This window comes from Acinetobacter sp. BHS4, from assembly GCF_018454425.1.
Classification (GTDB): Bacteria; Pseudomonadota; Gammaproteobacteria; order Pseudomonadales; family Moraxellaceae; genus Acinetobacter; species Acinetobacter pittii.
Window position 1 is genome coordinate 1,205,927 of record NZ_CP075323.1, and the last position, 26,960, is coordinate 1,232,886.

The 26,960-nt window shown below is 40.3% G+C and carries 25 protein-coding genes; 14 read left to right on the top strand and 11 right to left on the bottom strand.

Features of this window, described 5'->3' with window-relative positions; translation table 11 throughout:
* The first annotated feature begins 114 nt into the window (after positions 1–114).
* Entirely contained in the window at positions 115–1,344 is a 1,230-nt protein-coding gene (locus tag KIP84_RS05725) for an alpha/beta fold hydrolase (protein WP_213689492.1), read from the top strand.
* Positions 1,345–1,367: 23 nt separating this feature from the next.
* Here KIP84_RS05725 and KIP84_RS05730 read toward each other — a convergent pair whose 3' ends face one another.
* Positions 1,368–1,529: a hypothetical protein gene (locus KIP84_RS05730; RefSeq protein ID WP_002118133.1), complete on the bottom strand. Its 162-nt coding sequence runs from the start codon at positions 1,527–1,529 to the stop codon at positions 1,368–1,370.
* 60 nt (positions 1,530–1,589) lie between these two features.
* Between KIP84_RS05730 and glyA the strand changes: the two genes are divergently transcribed.
* Positions 1,590–2,843, top strand: a complete 1,254-nt coding sequence (gene glyA, locus KIP84_RS05735) for a serine hydroxymethyltransferase (RefSeq protein WP_002118126.1) — start codon at positions 1,590–1,592, stop codon at positions 2,841–2,843.
* Between the two features lie 62 nt (positions 2,844–2,905).
* On the opposite strand, the gene KIP84_RS05740 is transcribed toward glyA, so the two are convergent.
* From KIP84_RS05740 to adeF, 3 genes are read right to left on the bottom strand one after another with little or no spacing between them, the layout of a single operon-like run.
* On the bottom strand, positions 2,906–4,381 hold the full coding sequence (locus tag KIP84_RS05740; protein WP_213689493.1) for an efflux transporter outer membrane subunit: 1,476 nt from the start codon (positions 4,379–4,381) through the stop codon (positions 2,906–2,908).
* A gap of 12 nt (positions 4,382–4,393) precedes the next feature.
* Entirely contained in the window at positions 4,394–7,573 is a 3,180-nt protein-coding gene (gene adeG, locus KIP84_RS05745; RefSeq protein WP_213689494.1) for a multidrug efflux RND transporter permease subunit AdeG, read from the bottom strand.
* A gap of 6 nt (positions 7,574–7,579) precedes the next feature.
* The gene (gene adeF / locus KIP84_RS05750) at positions 7,580–8,800 is read right to left on the bottom strand and encodes a multidrug efflux RND transporter periplasmic adaptor subunit AdeF (protein ID WP_213689495.1); all 1,221 of its coding nucleotides are present in this window, start codon (positions 8,798–8,800) and stop codon (positions 7,580–7,582) included.
* Between the two features lie 201 nt (positions 8,801–9,001).
* Between adeF and KIP84_RS05755 the strand changes: the two genes are divergently transcribed.
* The 5 genes from KIP84_RS05755 to KIP84_RS05775 all read left to right on the top strand — a co-directional run bounded on the left by KIP84_RS05755 (position 9,002) and on the right by KIP84_RS05775 (position 13,268).
* On the top strand, positions 9,002–10,030 hold the full coding sequence (locus tag KIP84_RS05755) for a LysR family transcriptional regulator (protein WP_213689496.1): 1,029 nt from the start codon (positions 9,002–9,004) through the stop codon (positions 10,028–10,030).
* A gap of 175 nt (positions 10,031–10,205) precedes the next feature.
* Positions 10,206–10,991, top strand: a complete 786-nt coding sequence (locus KIP84_RS05760) for an ABC transporter substrate-binding protein (RefSeq protein WP_014207231.1) — start codon at positions 10,206–10,208, stop codon at positions 10,989–10,991.
* A 91-nt stretch (positions 10,992–11,082) separates the two neighbouring features.
* Positions 11,083–11,772: an ABC transporter permease gene (locus KIP84_RS05765; RefSeq protein WP_014207230.1), complete on the top strand. Its 690-nt coding sequence runs from the start codon at positions 11,083–11,085 to the stop codon at positions 11,770–11,772.
* Positions 11,769–12,482 (top strand): ABC transporter permease, encoded by a 714-nt coding sequence (locus KIP84_RS05770; protein WP_213689497.1) that lies wholly within the window; start codon positions 11,769–11,771, stop codon positions 12,480–12,482. Before KIP84_RS05765 ends, KIP84_RS05770 begins: the two co-directional genes overlap by 4 nt.
* Positions 12,483–12,491: 9 nt before the next feature.
* Positions 12,492–13,268 (top strand): ATP-binding cassette domain-containing protein, encoded by a 777-nt coding sequence (locus KIP84_RS05775; protein ID WP_005068251.1) that lies wholly within the window; start codon positions 12,492–12,494, stop codon positions 13,266–13,268.
* Between the two features lie 74 nt (positions 13,269–13,342).
* Here KIP84_RS05775 and abeS read toward each other — a convergent pair whose 3' ends face one another.
* The 4 genes from abeS to KIP84_RS05795 all read right to left on the bottom strand — a co-directional run bounded on the left by abeS (position 13,343) and on the right by KIP84_RS05795 (position 17,073).
* Positions 13,343–13,672, bottom strand: a complete 330-nt coding sequence (gene abeS / locus KIP84_RS05780) for a multidrug efflux SMR transporter AbeS (RefSeq protein ID WP_004700493.1) — start codon at positions 13,670–13,672, stop codon at positions 13,343–13,345.
* 236 nt (positions 13,673–13,908) lie between these two features.
* Entirely contained in the window at positions 13,909–14,172 is a 264-nt protein-coding gene (locus tag KIP84_RS05785) for a YfhL family 4Fe-4S dicluster ferredoxin (RefSeq protein WP_033847630.1), read from the bottom strand.
* A 2-nt stretch (positions 14,173–14,174) separates the two neighbouring features.
* Positions 14,175–15,545, bottom strand: coding sequence for a tRNA 5-hydroxyuridine modification protein YegQ (gene yegQ / locus KIP84_RS05790; protein WP_213689498.1), 1,371 nt, complete (start codon positions 15,543–15,545; stop codon positions 14,175–14,177).
* 61 nt (positions 15,546–15,606) lie between these two features.
* Positions 15,607–17,073: a PLP-dependent aminotransferase family protein gene (locus tag KIP84_RS05795; protein WP_213689820.1), complete on the bottom strand. Its 1,467-nt coding sequence runs from the start codon at positions 17,071–17,073 to the stop codon at positions 15,607–15,609.
* Positions 17,074–17,303: 230 nt separating this feature from the next.
* Between KIP84_RS05795 and KIP84_RS05800 the strand changes: the two genes are divergently transcribed.
* On the top strand, positions 17,304–18,173 hold the full coding sequence (locus KIP84_RS05800) for a PhzF family phenazine biosynthesis protein (RefSeq protein ID WP_213689499.1): 870 nt from the start codon (positions 17,304–17,306) through the stop codon (positions 18,171–18,173).
* Positions 18,174–18,226: 53 nt separating this feature from the next.
* On the opposite strand, the gene KIP84_RS05805 is transcribed toward KIP84_RS05800, so the two are convergent.
* Entirely contained in the window at positions 18,227–19,006 is a 780-nt protein-coding gene (locus tag KIP84_RS05805; RefSeq protein WP_002118187.1) for a ferredoxin--NADP reductase, read from the bottom strand.
* 101 nt (positions 19,007–19,107) lie between these two features.
* Here KIP84_RS05805 and tsaA point away from each other — a divergent pair, with 101 nt between their 5' ends.
* Entirely contained in the window at positions 19,108–19,839 is a 732-nt protein-coding gene (gene tsaA, locus KIP84_RS05810; protein ID WP_213689500.1) for a tRNA (N6-threonylcarbamoyladenosine(37)-N6)-methyltransferase TrmO, read from the top strand.
* 8 nt (positions 19,840–19,847) lie between these two features.
* On the opposite strand, the gene KIP84_RS05815 is transcribed toward tsaA, so the two are convergent.
* The gene (locus tag KIP84_RS05815; protein WP_213689501.1) at positions 19,848–21,119 is read right to left on the bottom strand and encodes a DUF4010 domain-containing protein; all 1,272 of its coding nucleotides are present in this window, start codon (positions 21,117–21,119) and stop codon (positions 19,848–19,850) included.
* Positions 21,120–21,375: 256 nt separating this feature from the next.
* On the opposite strand from KIP84_RS05815, the gene KIP84_RS05820 reads away from it, so the two are divergent.
* From KIP84_RS05820 to KIP84_RS05835, 4 genes are all read left to right on the top strand, one after another.
* Positions 21,376–23,133: a GspE/PulE family protein gene (locus KIP84_RS05820; RefSeq protein WP_213689502.1), complete on the top strand. Its 1,758-nt coding sequence runs from the start codon at positions 21,376–21,378 to the stop codon at positions 23,131–23,133.
* Between the two features lie 80 nt (positions 23,134–23,213).
* Positions 23,214–23,573 (top strand): NirD/YgiW/YdeI family stress tolerance protein, encoded by a 360-nt coding sequence (locus KIP84_RS05825; protein WP_002118236.1) that lies wholly within the window; start codon positions 23,214–23,216, stop codon positions 23,571–23,573.
* A gap of 108 nt (positions 23,574–23,681) precedes the next feature.
* Complete coding sequence (locus tag KIP84_RS05830) at positions 23,682–24,344, top strand: response regulator transcription factor (RefSeq protein ID WP_005073466.1); 663 nt, start codon at positions 23,682–23,684, stop codon at positions 24,342–24,344.
* On the top strand, positions 24,341–25,681 hold the full coding sequence (locus tag KIP84_RS05835; RefSeq protein WP_213689503.1) for an ATP-binding protein: 1,341 nt from the start codon (positions 24,341–24,343) through the stop codon (positions 25,679–25,681). The genes KIP84_RS05830 and KIP84_RS05835 overlap by 4 nt, the downstream gene beginning before the upstream one ends.
* Before the next feature lie 72 nt (positions 25,682–25,753).
* On the opposite strand, the gene KIP84_RS05840 is transcribed toward KIP84_RS05835, so the two are convergent.
* Positions 25,754–25,924 (bottom strand): hemin uptake protein HemP, encoded by a 171-nt coding sequence (locus tag KIP84_RS05840; RefSeq protein WP_002118129.1) that lies wholly within the window; start codon positions 25,922–25,924, stop codon positions 25,754–25,756.
* 136 nt (positions 25,925–26,060) lie between these two features.
* On the opposite strand from KIP84_RS05840, the gene KIP84_RS05845 reads away from it, so the two are divergent.
* Entirely contained in the window at positions 26,061–26,957 is an 897-nt protein-coding gene (locus tag KIP84_RS05845) for a thiamine phosphate synthase (RefSeq protein WP_213689504.1), read from the top strand.
* Positions 26,958–26,960 lie beyond the last annotated feature (3 nt).

Sequence of the window (26,960 nt, forward strand, 5' to 3'; positions counted from 1 at the left end):
ATCCAATAGAACTTGCGGAAAATAAAGATTAGGCGTAAATATTTTAAGACATTAGGAAATGTTGATTAAAAAACTAAAGCAAAACAAAAATGGAATTTAAGGGAAGATATACCAATGAAAATGAACCTATTAATGACCAGTGTTCTTAGCACGAGTTTATTTTTAGTCGCTTGTGGAGGAGGGAGTAATGATGATGGCTCAGCTCCTACTAATCCATCAGGGACACCAACCAATAATATCCAAAATCCAGTCGTTAAGGTCGAGTCTTACACAAGCACCAACTTAGGATCAGTTGCCGCAGAAAGTAGTATTTTGACTTATAAAATGTTGGGTCAAAGTGGTCAAGAAGTGCAGGCAACCAGTTTGGTATTTACACCAAACACTCCACCACCAGTAGGCGGTTGGCCAATTGTAGTCTGGGCGCATGGCACTACGGGTGTGGCAGATGCTTGCGCACCAAGTAAAGCAGTTTTAGCAGATAGTACAAAAGATTTAATTAGTAAATTACTAGCCGCAGGTTATGTTGTGGTCGCACCTGACTATGAAGGTTTAGGTACTCCAGGCATACATCCATTTTTAAATGTTAAAAGTGAGGCTTTTTCAATTACAGATGCGGTGGTTGCAACACGCAATTATTTATTACAGCGTAACTTATTAACCTCAAAAAAATGGTTAACAGTAGGGCATTCTCAGGGTGGGCATGCTGCATTAGGTGCTGCACAATATGCGAGCCGTGCACAACTAGACTATAAAGGTACAGTAGCGGTAGCACCTGCTTCTAATCTAGGGGGTATTTTAGTAGATGGAGAGGCGCAAGTTGCGAATGCACCGATAGATATTAAAATTGCAACCTATGCACAGCTTGATACATATACAGCTTTGGTTACAGCTGGCATTCGCAACACACAACCTGCCTTTAATTATTCACAAGTCTTTACTTCACAAATTTCAAGTATTGCCGCACAAGCAGAAAACCTTTGTTCAGGACCATTGTATGGAGCCTTTTATGAGGGTATGAGTAATTATGCTAAAGACCATAATGGCACACTAGATGGCTTTACACGTACACAACCTAATTTTATGGCTGTGCCGCTAGTTAAAACGTTTTTGGAAAAAGATTCGCAGCCCTTACAAGTAAAAGTCACTACTCCAATCATCATTTATCAAGGGGTAGCAGATTCGACAGTACCTAAATTGGCAACTGATCTATTGATATCTAATGCCACTGCTGTAGGCACTAAAATTAATAGTTATGTAACGGGTAACTGGGACCATGGCACGGTGATGAGCAGTAATGTAGATAATATTGTTGGAAATGTTCAGTCTTTACTGGCAGCTCAATAGGGTTATTGATATTTAAAGACTTTTTAATATTGTTGTAAGCTAAAATTAACGATGGATAAATTTAAAATATAAGCTTTAAACGAGCTTTTTATTTGATTTATAAACAATGGCTCATTTTTTATAAAACTTGAGCCATTTTTATTTAAAACTGAGCTAACTTCATTCTGTTTAATTATAAAGTTCATGCTACAATATGCCGCAATCTTAGCACGGCTTAAAAGCCCTAATTTATAGGACCCCCGCTAATGTTTGCCAATATTTCCATTTCTGAATTTGATCCAGAATTAGCTCAAGCAATTGCTTCTGAAGGTGAGCGTCAAGAAGCACATATCGAGTTAATTGCATCTGAAAACTATTGCTCTCCTGCTGTGATGGAAGCGCAAGGATCAAAACTTACGAACAAATATGCAGAAGGTTATCCAGGCAAACGCTATTATGGCGGTTGCGAGTATGTGGATATCATCGAGCAAATGGCGATTGATCGTGCTAAAGAACTTTTTGGTGCAGATTACGCAAACGTTCAACCACACGCTGGTTCACAAGCTAACTCTGCTGTTTATTTAGCGCTTCTTAACCCGGGCGATACAGTTTTAGGTATGAGCTTGGCTCACGGTGGTCACTTGACTCACGGTGCAAAAGTAAGCTTCTCTGGTAAAACTTATAATGCAGTTCAATACGGTCTAAACGCTGAAACTGGCGAGATCGATTACGAAGAAGTTGAACGTTTAGCGTTAGAGCACAAGCCACGTATGATCGTCGCTGGTTTCTCTGCTTATAGCCGTGTTGTAGATTGGCAACGTTTCCGTGACATCGCGGACAAAGTTGGCGCTTACCTTTTCGTCGATATGGCTCACGTTGCAGGTCTTGTTGCTGCTGGCGTATATCCAAACCCAGTTCAAATTGCTGACGTAACAACAACGACGACTCACAAAACACTTCGTGGTCCACGTTCTGGTTTAATCCTTGCGAAAGCGAATGAAGAAATTGAGAAAAAACTTCAATCTGCTGTATTCCCTGGTAACCAAGGTGGTCCATTAATGCATGCGATTGCTGCTAAAGCAATCTGCTTCAAAGAAGCTATGTCTGATGACTTCAAAGCTTACCAACAACAAGTTGTGAAAAATGCTCAAGCTATGGCTGAAGTATTCATCGCTCGTGGTTATGATGTTGTTTCTGGCGGTACAGACAACCACTTGTTCTTGTTATCTTTAATCAAGCAAGATGTAACTGGTAAAGATGCAGATGCTTGGTTAGGTGCTGCTCACATTACTGTGAACAAAAACTCAGTTCCAAATGACCCACGTTCTCCATTCGTGACTTCTGGTATCCGTATCGGTACTCCAGCGGTAACAACTCGTGGTTTCGGTGAAGCTGAAGTTCGTGAACTTGCTGGTTGGATCGCTGACGTGATTGACAGCAAAGGTGACGAAAAAGTTATTGCTGACGTAAAAGCGAAAGTTGAAACTGTTTGTGCAAAATTCCCTGTATACGCACAATAAGTTGTAAACATAAAAAAAGCGCCATATGGCGCTTTTTTTATGTCAAGTTAATTAGATAAGAATTAACTTTTAGATTTTACCGATGACTCGGCATTATGCCAGCCACCACCTAATGCACGGATTAAATTTACACTAGCCATCATTCTAGTGCCGTTAAGCTGTGCAGAAAGTTGTTCTTGTTGTAAAATAGTCCGATCCGAGTCAATCACATCAAGATAACTGATAGCACCTTCTCGATAACGTAAATGAGACAGTTGATTTGCATGACGAGAAGAGGAGAGTGCTTGATTTTGAGCTTGAATTTGCTGATCAAGTATTCTTTGATCTGATAAACCATTTTCAACTTCGCGAAATGCATTCAACACAGTTTGGCGATAGTTTGCCACGCTTTCTTCATAGGCAGCTCGTGCTTGAGCAACTCCAGCCTTACGTTGTCCACCGTCAAATAATGGCAAAGATAAAATAGTACCTGCCACTGGACCAAGTAAAAATGTACGGCTCGACCATTTACCCAACTCACCTAAACTTGATGATTCATAACCGAGTGCACCTGTTAGGTCCAGTTTTGGGAAGAAAGCAGCACGTGCAATTCCAATACGCGCATTATCTGCTGCCATAGCGCGCTCGGCAGCCGCAATGTCAGGTCGTCTTTCCAGTAAAGCCGAAGGTAAACCTGCTGGAAGACGAATGCTGTTTGCAGTTAAAGGTTGAACTGCCAAGCTAAACTCAGCAGGTGTTTTGCCTAACAATACTGCAAGTGCATGCTCTGCATTGGCTCGGTTACGAGCAATGTTAAGTGCATTGGTTTGAGCCGTAGCAAGTTCAGTCTGTGCGCGAGAAACATCTAATTCACTGACTAAGCCATTTCGAAAACGTGTTTGAACTAAGTCGCGTGTCTCGCCAAGCAGTTTAATAGTGCGATTATAAATTGCTTGTTCAGCGTCAAGCTGACGAATGAGAAAGTAACCTTGGGCAACATCTGCTTGTAAGGCTAAAAGTGCCGACTGATATAAAGCTTCTTGTTGCTGTACATCAGCTGTTGCTGCATTGACACTACTGGCGATACGACCAAATAAATCGAGCTCATATGAAACATTTGCTTGAGCACGCCATAAGGTTTGTGCCGATGTATGGGTATTGTCATCTAAACCTAGTGAAGCAGGAGAGGGTTTTTGACGAGTTGGGCCAAAGCCAGCACCAATACTTGGCAAACGTTCAGCTTGTGCTGCTGCACGTAATGCACGTGAAGCTTGAATATTAGCCGCTGCTGCTTTAAGACTCTGGTTTCCAGAAATGGCTTGTTGTTCGAGCTCATTCAATTGAGCATCATTAAAAACACGCCACCATTCACCTCGAATCTGCTGATCGGCAGGTTGGGCAATTTTCCAATTATTGTCTTCAAGTTTTGGGTCAGACTCTTTAAATTTGACTGGAACTATCACTTTTGCAGGTTGATATTCCGGTGCCAAAGAGCAGCCTGCAAGCAGCAGGCTTCCCATGAGTGAGGACAATAATAAGCTTTGTTTTGCTGTAGCCATTAAATGTCCTCCTTAATGATCATGTGGGGTAGATAAAGGTGCTTCATGAACTGCTGCCGAATGCAATTTATGTTTGCTGTTCAATGTGCGAATCAGGACATAAAAGGCAGGGGTTAGGAACAAACCAAACAGCGTTACACCGATCATGCCGAAGAACACTGCAATACCCATCGCATGACGCATTTCAGAACCTGCACCAGTTGAGGTAACCAGTGGGACTACGCCCATAATGAATGCAATAGAAGTCATTAAAATTGGACGTAAACGTAGACGACTGGCTTCAACAGCCGCTTTAAAGGCAGTTGCACCTTGCATTTCGAGTTCCCGTGCAAATTCGACAATTAATATGGCATTTTTACAGGCCAGCCCGACCAGCACCATCAGACCAATTTGGGTAAAGATGTTGTTATCTCCACCTGTCAGCCAAACACCCGTCAGAGCCGCCAAGATTCCCATTGGTACAATTAAAATTACAGCTAAAGGTAAAGTTAGACTTTCATATTGAGCGGCTAAAACTAAGAACACCAGTAATACACTAATTGGGAATACCCAGAGTCCTGCATTACCAGCCAAGATTTTTTGGTAAGTTAAATCTGTCCATTCAAACTTAATACCACGTGGTAGAGTTTGAGCAGCAATACGTTCAACCGCAGCTTCTGCTTGGCTAGATGAATAACCCGGTGCAGGGCCACCGTTAATATCGGCTGATGTGTAACCGTTATAACGAACTACCATTTCTGGACCATAGGTTTGAGTTACATTTACCAATGAAGATAAAGGCACCATTTGTCCCGCACTGTTGCGAGTTTTAAGCTGTAAAATATCTTCAGGGTTAGCACGGAAAGGGGCATCTGCCTGTGCTCGAACCTGATAAACACGTCCAAAGCGGTTAAAGTCGTTAACGTACTGAGAACCTAAATAAATCTGCATGGTGTTGAAAACATCTGTTACTGCAACACCTTGTTGTTTGGCTTTTACACGGTCCAGATCTACGTTTAGTTGAGGTACGTTAATTTGGTAACTTGAGAACATTGGACCAAGTTCAGGGGCTGATTGTGCTGCTTTCATAAAGTTTTGTGCAGCATCATTCAAGGCTGAATAGCCTAAGGCACCTCGGTCTTCGAGTTGGAGTTTAAAGCCACCCATGGTTCCTAAACCCATCACAGGTGGTGGTGGGAAAACTGCAATATAGGCATCTTGAATGGCTGAATATTTCTGGTTGAGTGCACCAGCAATTGCATTTGCAGATAAGTCTTTAGCCTTACGTTCATCGAATGGTTTTAAGGTTACAAAGACAATACCGGCACTTGAGCTATTAGTAAAACCGTTAATTGATAGGCCAGGGAAGGCAACTGCACTTTCTACACCAGGCTGTTTAAGAGCAGTGTCACTCATTTTACGAATGACAGCTTCGGTACGATCTAAAGACGCGCCATTTGGTAATTGAGCAAAGCTAATCAAATATTGTTTATCTTGAGCGGGAACAAAGCCACCCGGAACAATATAAGAAATACCAACGGTTAAGCCTAGAAGAGCAGCATATACACCCATTGCCGATGCTTTATGAGAGATAACACGACTTACGCCTTTACCATAGTTGTCTGACGCACGGGTAAACACACGGTTAAACAGCGCAAAGAAACGTCCGAATACACGGTTCATAAGGCGTGTTAATGCATCAGGTTTAGCATCATGTCCTTTTAGTAGCATGGCTGCTAAAGCAGGAGATAGAGTAAGGGAGTTAAATGCCGAAATAACAGTTGAAATGGCAATGGTCATAGCAAATTGTTTATAAAATTGCCCTGTTAAGCCTGTCATAAAGGCAAGTGGAACGAACACGGCAACCAGCGTTAAAGCAATGGCAATAATCGGTCCGCTCACTTCTCTCATCGCGCGATAAGTTGCATCTCTTGGGCTTAAGCCTGCTTCAATATTCCTCTCGACATTTTCGACGACGACAATCGCGTCATCGACCACAATCCCGATGGCAAGTACCATCCCGAACAGTGAAAGCGCATTGATTGAGTAACCAAAAGCAAGCATGAGCGCGAATGTACCAATAATTGAAACTGGTACAGCAAGCAATGGAATGATTGAAGCACGCCATGTTTGTAAGAATAAAATAACAACCACAACAACCAGTGCAATCGCTTCAAGCAAGGTATGAACAACCGCTTTAATACTTGCACGTACGAACTGAGTCGGATCGTAAACAATGTCGTATTTAATTGAAGATGGGAAATCTTTTGAAAGCTCCTTCATCGTGCTACGCACTTGATCAGATACTTGCAAAGCATTAGCACCTGGTGCTTGGAAAATTGGAATGGCAACCGCTTGTTTATTATCGAGTAATGAACGCAAGCCATATTGTGAAGCTGCAAGTTCAACACGAGCAACATCACCTAAGCGAGTGACAGCGCCATCTGGTGCAGTTTTTAAAATGATATCTGCGAATTCTTGCTCAGTCGTTAAACGACCTTGAGCGTTCACTGAAAGTTGTACAGGAGAATTAGTTGGCGATGCACCAATGATACCTGCTGCAACCTGAATGTTTTGTTCGCGGATTGCACTCACAATTTCAGTTGCTGTGAGATTACGTTGCGCTACTTTTTGTGGGTCGAGCCACACACGCATTGCGTAGTCACCCGAACCAAATAAACCGACTTCACCGACACCTTGTAAACGAGCCAAGCGATCTTTTACGTTGAGGACCGCGTAGTTACGCAAGTAGGTCATGTCATAGCGATTATCTGGTGAGGTCAGATGCACAACCATGGTTAAAGTTGGTGAGCTTTTTAACGTAGTAACACCTAAACGCTGTACGTCTTCAGGCAAACGAGGCATGGCCTGAGATACACGGTTTTGAACCAATTGCTGAGCTTTGTCTGGGTCAATACCAAGCTTAAAGTTCACCGTAATGGTTAAGTTACCGTCGCTGTTTGCCTGAGATTGCATATACAGCATGTCTTCAACGCCGTTGATGGATTCTTCAAGCGGAGAAGCAACAGTTTCAGCAATTACTTTCGGGTTTGCACCTGGATATTGAGCACGTACCACCACAGATGGTGGAACAACTTCCGGATATTCTGAAATAGGTAATTTAAATACCGACAGTAAACCAGCAAGTAGAATCAGTACTGATAACACTCCAGCAAAGATCGGCCGATCAATAAAGAATTTAGAAATATTCATATGTGATTAACCTTTTGCCGGAGTTGATGTTTTTTCTGTTGGCTGAGGTTGAGGAGTAGTGCTGCTCGCGGTGATTTGTGCATTTGGCATTGGAACAAGATGCGGGGTAACAGGGTCACCCGGACGAATCCGCTGTAAACCATTCACCACAATACGGTCACCCGCTTGTAATCCGCTATTTACGATTTGCAAGCCATCTTGTTGTGTGCCAAGTTTTACTTCTCGGTAAGCAGTCTGGTTTTTAGCATCGACTACAACAACAAAACGTTTATCTTGGTCGACGCCGACCGCTGTTGGACTAATCAAAATTGCTGAACGAGGTTGACCACCACCCAGACGGATTCGAGCATATAAACCCGGTAATAAAACTCCGTTTGGATTGTCGAAAGTCGCGCGAACACGAATCGTACCTGAGGTCGTATCTAGGTTATTGTCGATTGAGTTGATGACTCCTTCATGAGAAAACCCGGTTTCATTGGCAAGTCCCATATAGACAGGAACTTGTGCTGAATTACGCTGATTACTGATGTATTTCAGGTAAGTTTGTTCATCAACATCGAAAGATGCGTAAAGGCGGGATACAGAGACTAAACTTGTTAAAACCTGTGCTCCATTACCCGCAGAGACCACGTTGCCTACAGTCACTTCGGCACGAGAAATTCGACCACTGACTGGTGCAGTAATACGCGTGTACTCAAGATTTAAACGTGCAGATTGAACGGCTGCTCTAGCGGCTTGCAGGTTGGCACTGGCTGAACGTGCATCATTCTCAGCTAGATCTAACTCTTGACGAGATACAGCATTACTTTGAATTAAACGTTGAATACGAGAAAGATTAGAACCTGTATAAGTCACTTGTGCTTCAGCTGAAGCGAGTTGAGCTTGGGCACGATTGAGTTCTGCTTCGAAAGGACGCGGATCAATGGTAAAAAGTAACTGGCCTTTTCTAACCAGACTGCCATCTTTGAAATGTACGGAAATGAGTTTACCTGAAACCTGTGGCCGAATATCGACTTGATCAATGGCTTCTAAGCGACCGGAATATTCTTGCCAATCGGTAATGGTTTTGCTGATGACATTAGAAATATCAACAGTAGCAGCTTGTTGGGCTGTGGTCGGTGCAGCTTTTGCATCGGCATTTTCATGTAAAAACATAAAACTGCCACCCGTTGCCAAAATGGCGACAAAGATGGCAGACAGCGCAAACTGTTTGCGGGAAAATGACATGAGGTGCTCCTACTTATTTGGATACCTGTTTTCAGACTTTTAATTATGGTCCGTATGGGAGAAACAGGGTTTATGGGATGGACGGAGCATAAAAGTTTGTCAATCACGAATAAATATATTAAATTCGATAACACTATTCGTATTTTTATAACAATTGATGTGTTTGAATGAAAAAATGCATTAATTGATAGGAGTGTGCGTGTGGATCTATTTCATGCCATGAAAGTATTTAACAAAGTTGTCGAAACAAATAGTTTCAGTTTAGCGGCTGATAGTTTAGGCCTACCGCGTGCTTCTGTGACTACAACCATTCAGGGTTTAGAAAAACATTTACAGGTTCGTTTATTAAACCGAACCACCCGTAAACTCAGTTTGACGCCAGATGGTGCGGTTTATTATGAACGTACTGCACGAATTTTAGCCGATGTCGAAGACGTTGAATCGACTTTTCATGATTCAGAACGTGGACCTCGAGGACGACTGCGCATTGATGTTAAAGCTTCAATCGGGCGGTTGATTCTGATTCCGATGCTGTGTGATTTTCATTCTAAATATCCTGATATTGATTTGGTGATTGGAATGAGTGATCGCCCCGTAGATCTGGTGCAAGATGCTGTGGACTGTGTCATTCGTATTGGTCAGTTGAAAGATTCAAGTTTGGTGGCACGTCGTATCGGAACAATTCAGTGTGTGACGGTTGCTGCACCACGTTATTTGATGGAGCACGGGGAACCCAAAACCATTGAGGATCTACAAAAACATCAGGTCGTGCATTACTTTAACAGCCGTACAGGACGCAATATCGACTGGGATTTCATGGTGAACGGTGAGATTCATAGCGTTGGTGTGAAAGGGCGTGTTTCTGTCAACGATGGTGATTCATATATTGATTTGGCAGTGCAAGGTTTTGGCTTAATTCAATGCCCATATTACATGGTAGCAAAACATTTGGAATCTGGTGCACTTAGGGAAGTATTGACTGAGTGGTTACCTGCACCTATGCCAATATCAGTCGTTTATCTACAAAATCGTCATTTATCGCCTAAAGTTCGAGTCTTCGTAGATTGGGTGGCTGAATTATTTGCAGGTTGTCCATTGTTGAGTGGTTGTTCAATGTCATTGGATCAAAAATGTGAATTTGCCAGTGCTAAAGAACATAATCATGAATACACCATTCGGACATTGGTTGAAAATGAAAATATGGCAGAAGCTTATACACTCAAAAACTAACTTAAAATTTGAGTGATTTTTCAACATTTAATCAATTAATAGAATCCACTGTTTAGTCATCTTCATAAATCCTTAATTTACTGGTATAGAAATTGCAATTCTTTCAGCAGAAGAGTAATTTAGAAATTGCTCAAGTTTTTATCACCTTATTAGGATTTTAAGGAGAAGCTTCAAGATGGCAAGCTTTATGAAAAAAATGTTCGTTTCAACAACCCTAGTTTTGGCTGCTGTTGCGACGAATGTTCAAGCAAAGGATTGGAAGGTGATTCGTTTTGGTACTGAGTCGTCTTATGCGCCGTTTGAATATAAAACACCAGATGGCAAGTTAACTGGTTTTGATGTTGATTTGGGTAATGCAATTTGTGCAAAACTCAAAGCCAAATGTGTTTGGGTTGAAAACTCTTTTGATGGGATGATTCCAGCACTTAAAGCGAAAAAATTTGATGGCATTCTTTCATCAATGACAGTCACTGATGAACGTGCAAAACAAATTGCATTTAGTAGCAAAATCTACAATACACCAACCCGTATGGTTGCAAAAAAAGGCTCGCCTTTATTACCTACAGCTGCCTCTTTGAAAGGTAAACGTGTCGGTGTACAACAGGGCACAATTCAAGAAACTTATGCTAAAACCTATTGGGCGCCAAAAGGTGTAACGGTTGTACCTTATCCAGTCCAAGATTTGATTTATCAAGACATGATGTCAGGTCGCTTGGATGCAACTTTACAAGACGCAATTATGGTTGATGGCGCTTTCTTAAAACAACCAAAAGGTAAAAACTTCAGTTTTGCTGGTGGTAATGTGGTTGATGCAAAAACACTAGGTGTAGGCGCAGCTATTGGTTTACGCAAAGAAGATGCGGATTTAAAAGCCAATATTAATAAAGCACTCGCTGCAATCATTGCAGATGGTACATACAAAAAACTCGAGAAAAAATATTTCTCCTTTAGCATTTACTAATGATGTGAAAAATGTCGGCTTTAAGCCGACATTTTTAGATCTATTCTCATCTCATCAATATTAGATATTGTTTTTAAGGAGAAGATGAGTCATGTTTTTTTCTGGCTTTGGGCCACTCCTGCTCAGCGGGACATGGATGACCATACAGCTTGCGTTGTTGTCACTTTTACTTTCTGTGATTATTGGCTTAATTGGTGCGAGCTCAAAACTCTCTAGTATTAAAATTTTACGTTATATAGCAACCGCTTACACTACGCTCATTCGAAGTGTGCCTGATTTGGTCATTATGCTGCTGTTATTTTATAGCTTGCAGTTGGGTCTCAACCAAATTACTGAAGCACTGCAAATGGACCAAATTGATATCAACCCATTTGTGGCGGGTGTGATTACTTTAGCGTTCATTTATGGTGCATATTTTACCGAGACCTTTCGTGGTGCATTTCAATCGGTTCCTAAAGGCCAAATTGAAGCAGCAATGGCCTATGGAATGACTCCGTGGCAGGTTTTTTACCGTGTATTATTCCCACAAATGATGCGTTTCGCTTTGCCTGGTATTGGTAATAACTGGCAAGTTTTGATTAAGGCGACCGCACTAGTTTCTATTATTGGCCTGACTGACATCGTAAAAATTACACAAGATGCGGGTAGAAGTACCATGCAGTTGTTCTTTTTCAGCATCGTGGCTGCTGCCATTTATTTAGCGATTACCACCGTGTCGAACCTGATTTTAATGTGGCTTGAACGTCGTTATTCTGCTGGTGTAAGGAAGGGACAATTATGATTGAAATCCTTCAACAATATTGGCAGGCATACCTTTGGACCGATGGCTTACAAATGACCGGTGTCGCGATGACTGCTTGGTTATTGGTGCTTTCTATTGGTATTGGTTTTGTTCTCGCTGTGCCCTTGTCACTTGCACGAGTATCAGAAAATATCTGGTTACGTGGCCCAGTTTGGTTATATACCTATGTTTTTCGTGGCACTCCACTTTACATTCAATTGCTGATTATTTACTCAGGTATTTACAGCTTTGATTACATCCATGAACACCAGACTCTTGATGCTTTTTTTCGAGAGGGCATAAATTGCACCATTTTGGCATTCGCGCTCAATACTGGTGCATATACAACTGAAATCTTCGCTGGGGCAATTCGTTCTATTCCACATGGCGAGATTGAGGCTGCACAAGCTTTCGGTATGTCAAAATGGAAACGATACACTCGCATTATCATTCCGTCGATGTTACGACGTGCTCTGCCATTTTACGGCAATGAAGTGATTTTAATGTTGCACGCGACAACTATTGCATTTACAGCAACTGTTCCTGACATTTTAAAAATTGCGCGTGATGTGAATGCGGCAACCTATGACACCTTCAATGCTTTTGGAATTGCCGCGGTGTTGTATGCAGTGTTGGCTTTTATTTTGATTGGGCTATTTCGTAAGCTTGAAAAACGTTGGTTGGCATTTTTAAAGCCATCGAATCATTAGGAGACATAAATGGAACAAGTTGCAAAACTAGTGATTCGCGATTTACATAAGAAATTCGGCGATCATGAAGTGCTTAAAGGGATATCACTTGATGCAAATGCCGGTGATGTGATTAGTATTATTGGTTCATCTGGTTCAGGAAAAAGTACCTTGCTGCGTTGCATTAACTTTTTAGAACAACCGAGCAATGGCACGATTAAGCTCAATGGTGAAAAACTACGCACAGTCTTTGATAAGAAAGGCAATTTAAAAGTAGTTGAACCAAAGCAACTACAAAAAATGCGTACGCAGCTCATGATGGTATTTCAGCACTTTAATTTATGGTCTCACATGACAGTACTGGAAAATGTCATTGAGGGGCCAATCCATGTACTTGGAGTTAAACGTGCTGAAGCGGAAGAACGTGCGCGCAAATATCTACGTAAAGTGGGATTACCTGAAAGCGTTGAAAGTAAATATCCGGCATTTTTATCTGGTGGTCAGCAGCAACGTGTAGCGATTGCTCGTGCTTTGGCTATGGAACCAGAAGTTATGTTGTTCGATGAACCAACCAGCGCGCTTGATCCAGAGTTGGTGGGTGAAGTACTAAAAGTAATGCAGGGCTTGGCTGAAGAAGGACGTACTATGATTGTGGTGACACATGAAATGGGCTTCGCACGTCATGTATCTAATCAAGTGATTTTTTTGCATCAAGGGAAAATTGAGGAACAGGGCCATCCTGATGAAGTACTCAATAACCCGAAAAGTGAGCGTCTAAAACAATTTTTGACGGGCAGTTTGAAATAAGCTGTTCATACCGAGTAAGATGAAATTTTTTATAAAAAGAGTTTCATCGTACTCGGTTTATTTTTATTTATATTTTATAAATGGGTATTTTTAGAAAACACATTAATAATGATAATACCTGCAATCATTAAAGTAAGACCAATACAGGCCGCCAAGTCTAAATGCTGTTTGTAAAATATCCAGCCAATTGCAGAAATTAAAATAATACCCGCACCCGACCAAATGGCATATGCAATCCCGATCGGAATTGTTTTTAGCGTCAGGGATAATAAATAAAAAGCAATTGCATAGCCCACAACAGTAACGATGGACGGAATGGGAACAGTAAAACCTTGAGATGCTTTTAAGGCTGAAGTTGCAATAACTTCACAAGCAATCGCAATTGCTAAATAAAGATAAGACATGGGGAGCTGCGCCAGAAAGAGTTTTAATCAATCTATATGAAATGTTGAAATGGTTAGACCAATTTTAACGATTGTGCAATTTTTGGGGTACAAAAATACCAGTAAAACAAACTGAACTGATCATTTGATTTTATCATTAGCAAAGTGGCTTAAGCTATTTATTCATTTATTTAATCATTGATCTGTATAGTCATTTAAGAGGATCAGCAACCTTAGCCTGATCCTTGATAGACTTTTTAAGACATAGATTCGCCGAGTATATTTAAATCCTTAAATTTCTCTAGCAGTTGCTCTTTGTTTTCAATATGTGCAGGGTCTGGTTTTATGCAATCGATAGGGCAAACCGCCTTACATGTGGGTGCATCATAAAAGCCTACACATTCGGTACAACGAAGTGGATCAATTTCATAAACTTTGTTGCCTTCAAAAATAGCTGTATTGGGGCATTCCGGTAAGCACATATCACAATTGATACAGTCACTTGTTATCAAAAGTGCCATGTTTAACTCGCTGAATAAGCTAATGTTGAGGCAGTAATGTTTTCCTTAGCATGCGGCAAATTGCGTATGAGTAGGGCATAACTAACATCAACATCTTGTGAAAGTGGAATCTCAACAAAATGCCCCGAACCTTTAGCATCGGTAATTGGGTTACCTTTTAAATCGCGCATTTCGGTTAAAGTAAAGGTGATATTACCTTGAGGCGTCATCAGCTCAAGTGAGTCGCCCACCACAAAACGGTTTTTAACTTCAATGCGAATATAATCGCCGTGACGTTCTAAAACCTCTCCACAAAATTGTTGGTAGTTGAAATGCGATGAACCATCAGCATAGTTTTGATATTCGCTATGCACATGACGTCTCAAAAAGCCTTCGGTATAACCACGGTTTGCCAAACCTTCGAGTTGGTTCATTAAGCTTGGGTCAAATGGTTTGCCTGCTAAAGCATCATCAATAGCTTTTCGATAAATTTGGGCGGTACGGGCACAGTAAAAATAGGATTTAGTACGACCTTCAATTTTGAGTGAGGCGATGCCCATTTTGGTTAAACGATCTACATGCTGTACCGCACGTAAATCTTTAGAGTTCATGAAATAGGTGCCGTGTTCATCTTCTTCAGCCGCAAACATTTCTTCATCATTGCGTTGTACCAGCAGCGTTTGAGCCGAGGTTGTTTCTGATTGTGTTGATGAGCAGCAAGACTTTTCTGACGCGTTGAGCTGAGTAACTGGAATCACATCTCCATTTGCATCTTCTTGGGTTTCATGCAACTTATAGTCCCAACGGCAAGCGTTGGTACAAGCACCTTGATTGGCATCACGTTTATTCATATAACCAGAAAGTAGGCAGCGGCCTGAATAGGCCATGCATAGTGCACCATGTACAAAAACTTCGAGTTCAATATCTGGGACGTGTTGCTGGATTTCTTCTATTTCTTCTAATGATAACTCACGAGATAAAATGACTCGGCTTAAACCGTAATCTTTCCAAAACTTAACAGTGGCCCAATTAATAGCGTTGGCTTGAACAGATAGATGAATTTGCACATCAGGAAAATGCTCTCTCACCATCATGATTAAGCCAGGATCAGACATAATCAGAGCATCTGGTTGCATCGCTACAATTGGTTCAAGATCACGAATAAAGTTTTTTAATTTGCTGTTATGCGGTTGAATGTTCACCACAACATAAAACTTTTTGCCCAAAGCGTGGGCTTCATCAATTCCGATTTTTAGGTTGTCATGATCAAAAGCATTATTACGCACACGTAAACTGTAACGTGGTTGGCCTGCATATACGGCATCTGCACCATAGGCAAAAGCATAGCGCATGTTTTTAAGTGAACCTGCGGGAGAGAGAAGCTCAGTTTTCATAAAATAAAAGGCATAAAAAATATATGGTTTTATTTTATTTTATTAACTCCAGATTTGGGATTCAACCTACTGAATTAGTAGGGATTTGATCATTACCCTTTTGTACGGGCAGCATATTTTTTGCTAGCTCTCCTAAGCGCATCAAAGCATTTAACATTTTGGGATTTAACTCAAAACAAGCTGCTATACGTAAACAATGACTAAAACGTTTATCAGCCGAACACAAAATTCCGGGCATACATAAGATTTTTTCATCCATGGCCTGATGAAACAGTTCTAGGGTATCAATTGATTCGGGTAGTTCTAACCATAAAATAAATCCCGCTTGTGGACGACTGACTCGAGTACCGACTGGAAAATAGCGGCAAATATAAGATTTGATGGTGTCAATTTGTTGTTGATAGCGTTTTTTGAGTTGACGTAAATGTAGATCATATCCGCCATTCTCTAAGAAAAGTCCTAAAGTTTCTGTGAGTAAAGCAGGCTCAGCAACAGTGGTTGTAAATTTAAGCTGCTGCACAATATTACGGAAACGTCCAGCTTCTAGCCAACCAATTCGATAGTCGGGCGCCACAGTTTTGGTATAGCTGCCACACACCAAAACCCATCCATTTTGGTCAAACGCTTTGATGTTGGGCAAGAGAGGCTCGGTGAGTTGCAATTCGGCATACATCGCATCTTCAATAACAGGAATCTGAAACTGATTAGCTAACTCTGCCAAGCGACGGCGGCTGCTCTCAGGCATGCTAAAACCGAGAGGATTGTGTCCTGTCGGAATGGTTAAAATGGCTTGTACACTTTGAGATTTTAAGAGTTCTTCAAGTGCATCAAGGCACATACCTGTATGTGGCGAGGTCGGTACTTCTACAATTTTTCGACCTAAATTATGAAGGAGTGGGTACAGGTTGTGAAATGTAGGAATCTCAAGCGCTATGCTGTCGCCCGCTTGAGTTGTTGCCATAATCGCGAGACTTAAAGCCTCCATCGTGCCATGAGTGAGCACAATATCATCTGCTGAAAGAAACATACCTAACTGTAAGCTTCGCCTAGCAATTTGAGTACGTAAACGTATAGAACCGGGCGGCAAGGTATAGCTTTTAAAAATATCTGGCTGTGTCCGTAAAACTTGAGCAGTTAAGCGTTTTAAGCGTTCAATTGGATAAAAATTTTCCCCAGAAGGGCAAGCTAGGGCCAAATTGACATAGTCGGGGTCCATTTGTTTTTTAACAATTTGTGCGAGAAAACAGCTAATTCCTGAAAGAGATACTTTTTCTTCACTGACATAACGCTCTTCGAGTTCTAGTAAGTTTGAAGGTGCATGACAAACGTAGTAACCAGACTGTGGACGAACTGAAATTAAACCTTGATCTTCAAGCTGGCGATAAGCTTCTTTTACAGTGTTAATACTGACCTGATAATGCTGGGCACAATCTCGAATTGATGGCAACCGAGAACCCACAGGTTGCCTGCCATTCTGAATTTGAAGGGTGAGGTCATCACTCACTTTTTTATATTTGTACATGTCAATTCATTAAAAAGCCAAAGCAATGGATACACTCTATAGTGATCTCTTAATTATCTCAAATATTGTTAGTTTTATAGATTTATCCATTTAATCTGAATCTATTTTTAACAACTGTGTCTATTATTTTTAATATTAACTGATACTGTGACCATTAAAAATAAATCAGTAAGATCAAGAAATGGTAAGGACTTAATAGCCATATTTTTTAATATTAAAATCAGTAGGAGAGGTCTATGTCTGTTGTTGCATTTAAACAAGTTGATGTTTTTACTTCACAAGCATTTAAAGGAAATCCTGTTGCGGTCATTATGGACGCCAGCACCTTAACGTCTGAGCAGATGCAAGCCATTGCGAACTGGACTAATCTTTCTGAAACCACATTTGTGCTCCCTGCGACCGATTCACAAGCTGACTATCAGGTTCGAATCTTTACTCCGCAAAATGAATTGCCATTTGCAGGACATCCTACAATTGGTACTGCCTATGCTTTGCTTGAGGCTGGTCTAATTAAAGCGAAAGAAGGTAAGCTGGTACAGCAGTGCGGTGCTGGTTTGGTGACTCTGACCGTGAGTGAATCAAGTCATATTTCATTTGAACTACCTAAGCCTAAAATTACTCCACTAGATACTATGCATACTGAAAAGTTAGCAGAAATTTTAAAATGTGAAATTAATATTCAATGGAACGCTGCATTGGTAGATGTAGGGGCGCGCTGGATTGTATTACAAGCTGTTAATGCTGAGGCTGTTCTAGATAGCCAACCAGACTTTGCCGCTTTAAAAGAACATGATTTAGAAATGAAAGTTACGGGTGCGACAGTTTTTGGTTTTCATGAAAATAATGATGAACAAAAACATATAGAAGTTCGTTCATTTGCCCCTTCATGTGGAATAAATGAAGATCCTGTTTGTGGTAGTGGTAATGGTAGCGTAGCTTCATTTATTCGTTATTATGGGATTCTTCCTGCACAAAATGATGTCGTACTTTCTTCACAAGGTGGGGCGGTAGGTCGAGATGGACAGCTTCAACTTGAATTGTATCAAGATAAAATTTTGGTGGGTGGAACCGCTGTCACCTGTATCGATGGCACAATTAAGTTGTAAAACAGAAATAAAAAACCGAGGACTTTACCTCGGTTTTTTATTTCTAGAAAAAATTATTTTTCTACAAACGCACGTTCAATGACGTAGTCGCCCATTTCACCCATACGAGGTGATTCAACTAAACCGTGTTGGTCAAGTAATGCAGCAACGTCTTTTAAGAATGCAGGGCTACCGCAAAGCATTGCACGGTCAGTTTCACGGTTGAAGCGTGGTAAACCGATTTTTTCAAATAAAGCGCCAGTTTCAATTGCAGTTGTTACACGGCCTTGAGTGTGGAAAGGTTCACGAGTAACAGTAGGGTAGTAAACAAGCTTGTCTTTAATACCTAACTCTTCAAAGAATTCATGGTTTGGTAATTCGTTCAAGATAAGGTCTTGATAAGCTAATTCAGAAATATAGCGTGTACCGTGAACAACGATTACTTTTTCAAAGCGTTCGTAAGTTTCTGGATCACGAATAATTGATAAGAATGGAGCAAGACCAGTACCAGAAGATAAAAGGTATAAGTTTTTACCTGGTAAAAGGTCATCATGAACCAAAGTACCTGTCGGTTTTTTAGAAACTAAGATTTCATCACCAACTTGTACTTTTTGCAAAATCGAAGTTAAAGGACCGTCTTGTACTTTAATTGAGAAGAATTCTAACTCTTCTTCGTAGTTTGCACTTGCAATCGAATACGCACGCATTAACGGTTTGCCATTCACTTCAAGTCCGATCATTACGAACTGACCATTTTTAAAACGTAAGCTGGTATCGCGTGTAGTTTTAAAACTGAAAAGAGTGTCATTCCAGTGGTGAACATGAGTAATGCGTTCAACGTTAAAAGCAGCCATTAAAGGTCTCGATCACGATTAAAAGAAAACAGATTGCTATTCTAATCTAATTTCATTCCCGATAAACTGAATATATTTAATTGTGTTTATAAGAAAAAGTGATGATCAATTCTGTCACCTTCCCCATCATTGGCCACATGTGTTCTCCCTATCGTGAAAAATTTGGTATTCCACGCCAGCCTAATTTGGTCAATATTGAGTCTTATATTGATATGGTAGAACCATATAATGACTTATTAGCCTTTGAGGGAATTGAGCAATTTAGTCATCTCTGGTTAGTTTGGCAGTTTCATGACAATAAAAATCAAGGCAGCGCAGATAAATTCCGCCCACAGGTTCGTCCACCACGTTTAGGTGGCAATGAAAAAATTGGAGTATTTGCTACACGAAGTATGTATAGACCTTCTCCAATCGGGCTTTCAGTCGTAAAACTTAATAATGTGGAAAAGGTGGGGAAGTCCGTTCGTGTCTATGTCACTGGAAGTGATTTATTAAATGGCACCCCAATTTTAGATATCAAACCTTATATTCAATATTCTGATGCAATTGCGGAGGCTCAAAGTGGTTATGCGCATGCAGAACCTGAACGAAAGGCAGTTATTTGGAATGAAACTGCGTTAACAGCTCAAAAATATTTTCTGCAAAATAAAGAAATAGATTCGCAATACATTGATGAGCTTGAGCAAGTATTAGCTTTAGATCCTCGGCCTGCCTATCAAGAAGACCCTGAAAGAGTTTATAAAATGAAATTTTCAGACTTTGATATTCATTTTAAGGTCAATCAAGTTGTAATTACCGTCATCGATGTGGTGAAGACTTCTTCGCTTACATAATAGATATTTTAAAACCAGTGGATGTTGAGCCAAAGTAAAGTAATAAAAATAGCCATATGAATGAGCTGGGCGGGAACGAAAGCAAGGGCATAGCGTAGTCCGCCCGAAATTGCAGAGTTCACACTTTTAGCAAGAGCGTGAACTGCAAAACCTCCTAAAAAGGCAATTAATAAAGGTGTCATATGTGCGCTATCAGGTTCACCTTGCACAATGACCGCCGCTATAGCTGCATGTATTTCAAATAATGAAGCAAGTAAAGTCCCCGCGATTAATCCCGCATCGCCTAAAGATAGACTTAAACCATAAACACCTGCCTGAATAAGGGTAAGTGTACCCGCAATAATAATGGCTTCTTTTAAGCTGAACATTCTTGAGTCCAGCTCGGGTGAAGCTGTACTAGGCTCGGCTTTACGTAATAAAATAAAGGCCCATACTGCTAATACTACTAAGGCAATAAGTGTAGGAAATATAATCAGCTTGAACCAAGCAAAGCTAATACCGATCACAATAATTAAGGTTTGAATCAGTGTTGAAACGCAAGACATCAATGCAGCACCTGCATTTGTTGTTGCGTTGGCTTTGCCAGAGCGTACTTCTAAACCTAAACTGGCAATAGTTGCTGTACTAGAAACAAATCCAGAAGCTAAAGAAGAAAGCAATAAAGCATTTTTAGATGACAAAAGTCGCTTTGCTATATGGGCAAGGGCTTGAACAAATAAGATTAAAGTCAGTAATTTTAAAATCACATGTGGATTTAAAACCGGTCCCCAAAAAGGCTTATTAGGTACTAAAGGCAGAGCGATTAATAGTAAGGCAAGTAGAAAAATACCATCACGTAATTCTGATTCAGTAATCCATTGACTGGCAATGCCATGCATAGACTGCTTAGCTATTAAGATAGTTGTCATGATCACAGCTAGGCCAGCAGCGAGCGAAATATTCCAAATACAAAGTGCCCCAATGAAGTAAGTCATAATAAAGGCGAGTTCGGTGGTCACGCCCGGGTCATTGGGTTGATTTTTGAGCGAAACAATACTAATAGCACCAATGAGTAAAGCGCCTACAATTCCAATTTCAATGCCAAATAAAAAACAGATTGCTCCTAATAAAGCACTAATTGCAAAAGAACGGAAACCCGCAAAGGTTTTATATTCATGTTTAAGCTTACTTCGTTCTCGTTCTAAACCAATTAATAAGCCACAACCAAGCGCCGCAGCAATGACTGTAATGAATTCTTCAAATGATACTGTTTGTAATGACATTGTCATTGGAAGCTCCATGTTACTTCCTCTTTGCTTATTGTTATATGTAGGTTTGAATCATTTTAAAATCATGTATTCATTTTCAGTTTATGCTTTTTATTATAGTGAGCATAGTGTCTTTTTTAGACAAAACCATGTAGAAAAATATTTCTATAAATATGACCTGTGACACAAAAAAATATTAAGATGAGCAGTGGTTTAATTAACTGATGTTAAAGGATATTTAAATATAAAACATCTCTGCTATATTATAAAAATATATTGGGGATAACGCATGAATGCACATGTAGAAATAGATACGTATTGGTGTCTAGAACAACTATTACAAGAAGGCCGTATAACAGAACGAGATAAATTACTGGTACAGACAAGTCACCGCCAAAAAGACCAGTTAAAGTGGCATCCATTACAGTGGATCGCACATTTTAATTTAAAAGATCAGCAACACACACATGCCCATTTGAGTTTAAACCGCTTATGTTTATGGTTTGCAGATCGGGTTCAGCTACCTCTATTTGTGATAGATCCTTTAAAGGCAGATGTCAGCGCTTTAACGCAGGTCATGTCACAAGAGTTTGCTATTCGCAACCATATTTTAGCTGTTGAAATTCATGCTGACCGAATCGTGATTGGAACAGATCAACCATTTCAAACAGATTGGCTTAATAACCTTGAACGTAGTCTAGCGCCTAAAAAAATTGAACGGGTATTGCTTAATCCCGAACAGTTACAACGCTATTTGCGCGAATATTATCAGGTGAGTCGCGCGGTAAACTCTGCTCAAAAAGATGCAGCTCATGATCGTGACAGTAAAAATGTTGAAGCGCTTTTGCAGCTTGGTGATAGTCAAAACCCAGATGCTAATGATCAGCATATTGTGAAATTAGTCGATTGGATTTTACAGTTTGCATTTGAGCAGAGTGCCAGTGACATTCACATGGAACCGCGCAAAGATAACGGTAAAGTCAGATTTAGGATTGATGGCGTTTTACACACCATTTATAACATGCCTTCAAATACACTGACCGCTGTGATTTCTCGGATTAAAATTTTAGGACGTTTGAATGTAGCGGAAAAACGTAAACCACAAGATGGCCGGTTAAAAACACGTACACCTAAAGGGCAAGAAACCGAATTACGTTTATCAACCTTACCAACCGCATTTGGTGAAAAACTAGTGATGCGAATTTTCGATCCTGATGTGCTGGTACGTTCTTTTCAGCAGCTAGGTTTTGAGGAGCGTTTATTACAACAATGGCAACAATTAACAAAAAATAGCCACGGTATTATTTTAGTCACAGGTCCCACAGGCTCCGGTAAAACCACAACGCTATATTCATCTTTAAAGCAGCTTGCAACCGAGCAGGTCAATGTATGTACCATTGAAGATCCGATTGAAATGCTAGAGCCTAGTTTTAACCAAATGCAGGTGAATAATGCAATTGAATTAGGCTTCGCAGACGGTGTACGTGCTCTGATGCGACAAGACCCCGACATTATTATGATTGGGGAAATTCGTGATCAAGATACAGCGAATATGGCCATTCAGGCAGCATTAACAGGTCATTTGGTTTTATCAACTTTACATACAAATGATGCACCGTCGAGTTTGACTCGTTTACATGATCTAGGGGTACAGCCTTTTCTGACAGCCGCAACCATTTTAGGTGTGCTCGCACAGCGTTTAGTACGGCAGCTTTGCCCACACTGTAAGCAAAAAACTCATATTAATGAGGGTGAGTGGGAACATCTAACCTTTGACTACATTATGGAAATGCCTGAAACGGTTTATCAAGCGGTAGGCTGTGAAGAATGTCGTCATACAGGCTATAAAGGGCGAGTCGGTATTTACGAATTTATGCCGGTCAGTCTTGAGCTTAAACACCTTATTAGTAGTCATGTGATATTAAATGATTTAAGAACTCAAACTAAAAAAGAAGGTATAGAACCTTTAAGAATTGCAGGAGCCCGTAAAGTGATTGAAGGACTTACGACATTAGAAGAGGTCTTGAGGGTTGTGCCATTAAATTAAGTTTTTCTTAAGATTCACCTCATTTATGGTTGATTTAATTGCTTTATCCCAAGAGGGAACCATAAACAGAGGGTAATAATATGAATATGCTTAAAGTAATGTTGATGACTGCTGGTATGACTGCTGCTGGCGTAGTTGTCGCGAATACACCAGTGAATCAAGCTGCAATTGCTCCGGCAACTGTCACCACAGTAAAACAGGCATTAACCTCAAAAGATAATACACCGATCAAATTACATGGTCAGGTTGTAAAGTCTTTAGGTGATGAAAAATATCAATTCCGTGATAAGACAGGTAGCATTACAATTGATGTAGATGATGAACTTTGGCAAGGTCGCCCTATTTCAGCCAATACAAATGTGACTTTAATTGGTGAAGTAGACATTGACTATAAACCTTTAAAACGCGTAGAAATTGATGTGGATCAAGTTCAGTTCTAATGAATAAGGTCTGTAGATCTACTACTTTTAGCCGCATTTAAATCATGCGGCTTTGCTTTTTTTATAAAGGCTTGGCAAGATCAAATCAGGATATAACAGGAAAAATAGATGAGAATTTTGCTTGCAGAAGATGATCGCTCTCAAGCTGAAAGCATTCAATCATGGTTAGAGTTAGACGGTTATCAGGTAGATTGGGTCGAAAGAGGTGATTATGCACTTACGGCAATCGAACAGCATGATTATGACTGTATTTTACTTGATCGGGGACTACCTCAACTGGCTGGTGAAAAGGTTTTAACGACGATTCGCCATAAACAAAAAAATGTTCCTGTTATTTTTATTACTGCACGTGACAGCATTCATGATCGGGTAGAGGGGCTAGATTTAGGCGCAAATGACTATTTGGTTAAGCCTTTTAGTTTAGAAGAGTTATCGGCTCGCATCCGCGCTCAATTACGCAAACAAACTTTGAGTCAGCAATCGATTTTAACATGGGGTGACCTACAACTTGATACACAAGCGAAAGTTGTATTAAGCGCTGGCAAGTCTATCGATTTAACGGCAAAAGAATTCCAAATATTGCGTAAGCTTATGGTGCATCCCGAGCATATTATTACCCGTGATCAATTAGAAGAAGCACTGTATGCATGGGGCGAGGAAATTGAAAGTAACGCGATCGAAGTATTTATTTATCAACTTCGAAAAAAAATCGGAAGCAGCAGTATTAAAACCATACGGGGGCTAGGCTACCGTATGGGAGATTTAAAATGAAATCGAATCGCTCATCCTTGCAGTCGCAACTGGTTAAAACCACGATGTGGAGCAGTGTGGTGGTGGGGTTATTGGCATTAAGTTTACTCACTATATTTTCGATCTATCACAACATGTCAGTGCAAGACGAGATCATGGATGAAATTTCAGATACTTTGCTGGTTTCCGATCTTTCCGAACATTCCATGAAACAGTTTGATGAGCTAAGTGATGAATTTGATATTCAGTATGAGTTATTAAACACAGGCCAAGTACTTACTCATTCTCATACCTATCAGCATGAACTTTTTGAACAAGGTAACTTATCAGAAGGTTTTTCGTATTTTTGGTTTGATGGACAATTATGGCGTAGTCTAGCTGCACAACAAGAAGACTCTCAACTACAAGTTGAAGTTTTTCAACCAATGAGTACGCGTGTTGAAGAGGTACTTAAAGCACTTGCTGGATATAGCGGTCTTATGGTGTTGTTCTGGCTATTACAATGGGTGATTATAAGTTGGCGTACCGAACATGAATTGGCCGCGTTAAATCTACTCTCTAGACGGATTGCTCAAAAAACTGCATCAAATTTAGAACCGATTCAGGAACCAGATGTCATTACAGAAATTCAACCTGTTATAGATGCATTAAATCAATTGCTTGCGAGATTGCAAAGGGCTCTTGTTGCTGAACAGCGTTTTACCGCGGATGCTTCGCATGAGCTACGTTCTCCCTTGTCTGCTATACAAATGCGTCTTCAGGTTTTGCAGCGTAAATACCGACATCTTCCAGAACTTCATCAAGATTTTGAACGCATACAAGAAGACGTTTCTAGAAGTACAAAAATACTTGAGAATTTACTTCTTCTGGCCCGCTTAGAACCTAATGAAGCTGAACAGCCCGAACTTCCTAAGACAGTTATCGATTTAAATTACTTACTGGCTAGAGTGATTGAAACTGTAGATTTAGATGCGAAAGCTAAACAGATGTTGATAGAGACCAATACTTTATCGACAGAAACTAAAACATATGCGAATGAAGAATTACTGTTTATTGCTTTTAGAAATTTATTTGATAACGCCATTCGTTATAGCCCGACACTAGGCTCTATTCATGTTGAGATTAGTCAATATGAACAGCAAATTAAGGTGTCTATTGAAGACACGGGAAATGGGGTAGATGATGAAGTGCTATTACGGTTAGGGCAGCGTTTTTTTCGGGTACTCGGTACTCAACAGCAAGGTTCTGGCTTAGGAATTTCAATTACTCGAAAAATTATTGAATTGCATAATGGCAAATTACGTTTTATGCATGCTGAACAAGGTGGTCTGAGGGCAGAGATTATTCTTCCTTCATAAAAAATAGCATGGTTACCCATGCTATCCATTTTTTGTTTTCCCACGAATATTATTGAAACGCGAGTATGTTTTTTATTTAGTTAAAATTAGGCGATTGTTGCGAGTGAGGCGTAAACGATATTCCTCGCCAGCATGCATAATGCGAATTTCACGGCCTAATGCAAAGAGGTTATTAGAATGTAACATTGGTAAGGCGTGAGCTGTGTCATTGTTACGGGTAAATAAGCTAAAAGGTGCGTTCATTTGTTGTGCTCCGTGGTATGTTCTTGAACGATTTAAATGATAATCATTATCGAATAGATCTGTCAATGAGATTTTTAAGATTTTATAAAATGATAAAATTTGCTTACACTTGAGAAAAGTTTTAGAGAGTAAAAAGATGCCCAAACCAATAGTCGATGTCGCTATAGCAATCTTGATCCATCGTGGAAAAATATTAGTTGGATGGCGCGAAGAGCAGCAACATCAAGGTGGAAAGCATGAGTTCCCTGGTGGAAAGGTTGAACAACGTGAAACACCAGAAGAAGCCTGCCGCCGTGAGATTTATGAAGAGGTGGGTATTGGTTTAAAAGATTGGCATCAGTTTGATTATATTCACCATGAATATGATGACATTATCGTCAACCTTCATTTGTTCCATAGTTATGTACCTGATGAGTTATTAAATCTTATTCACCAGCCATGGGCATGGTACACACGTGATCAGCTACTTCATTTAAACTTTCCAAAAGCCAATAAAAACATCATAAAACGACTCTATTGGCCTCATCTCATCAAAATTAGCAATACGCTTTCAACGGCAGAAAGTAGTGATGCTTTATTGTACTGGCGTATCGAAGAATTTGAGCCGCAGTATATAGAGCAATTAACTGCTTTAGATGAAGGGCAACGATCAAGTTTAATTATAAATGTCGATATTTGGCGGCAATTAAGCCCTGAATTACAAAAACAAATAAAGACCGTTCATTTAAAACAATCTCAACTCATGAATTTGCATAAAGGCGATTTAACAGTGGGCGTACGTTATATTGCTGCTTGTCATGATGCTGTTTCTTTAAAGCAAGCTCAGCAGATTGGTTGCGATGCTGTTTTTATTAGTCCTGTAAAATCAACAACGACTCATCCAGAAGCTGTAGCATTAGGTTGGGAACGTTTTAGTGATCTCGCTCAAAATAGCCAGATTCCAGTTTTTGCATTAGGAGGCGTACATCCTGATGATTTAGCCACTGCACAGCAGCATGGTGCATATGGCTTAGCAGGTATTCGTAATTTCTAATGA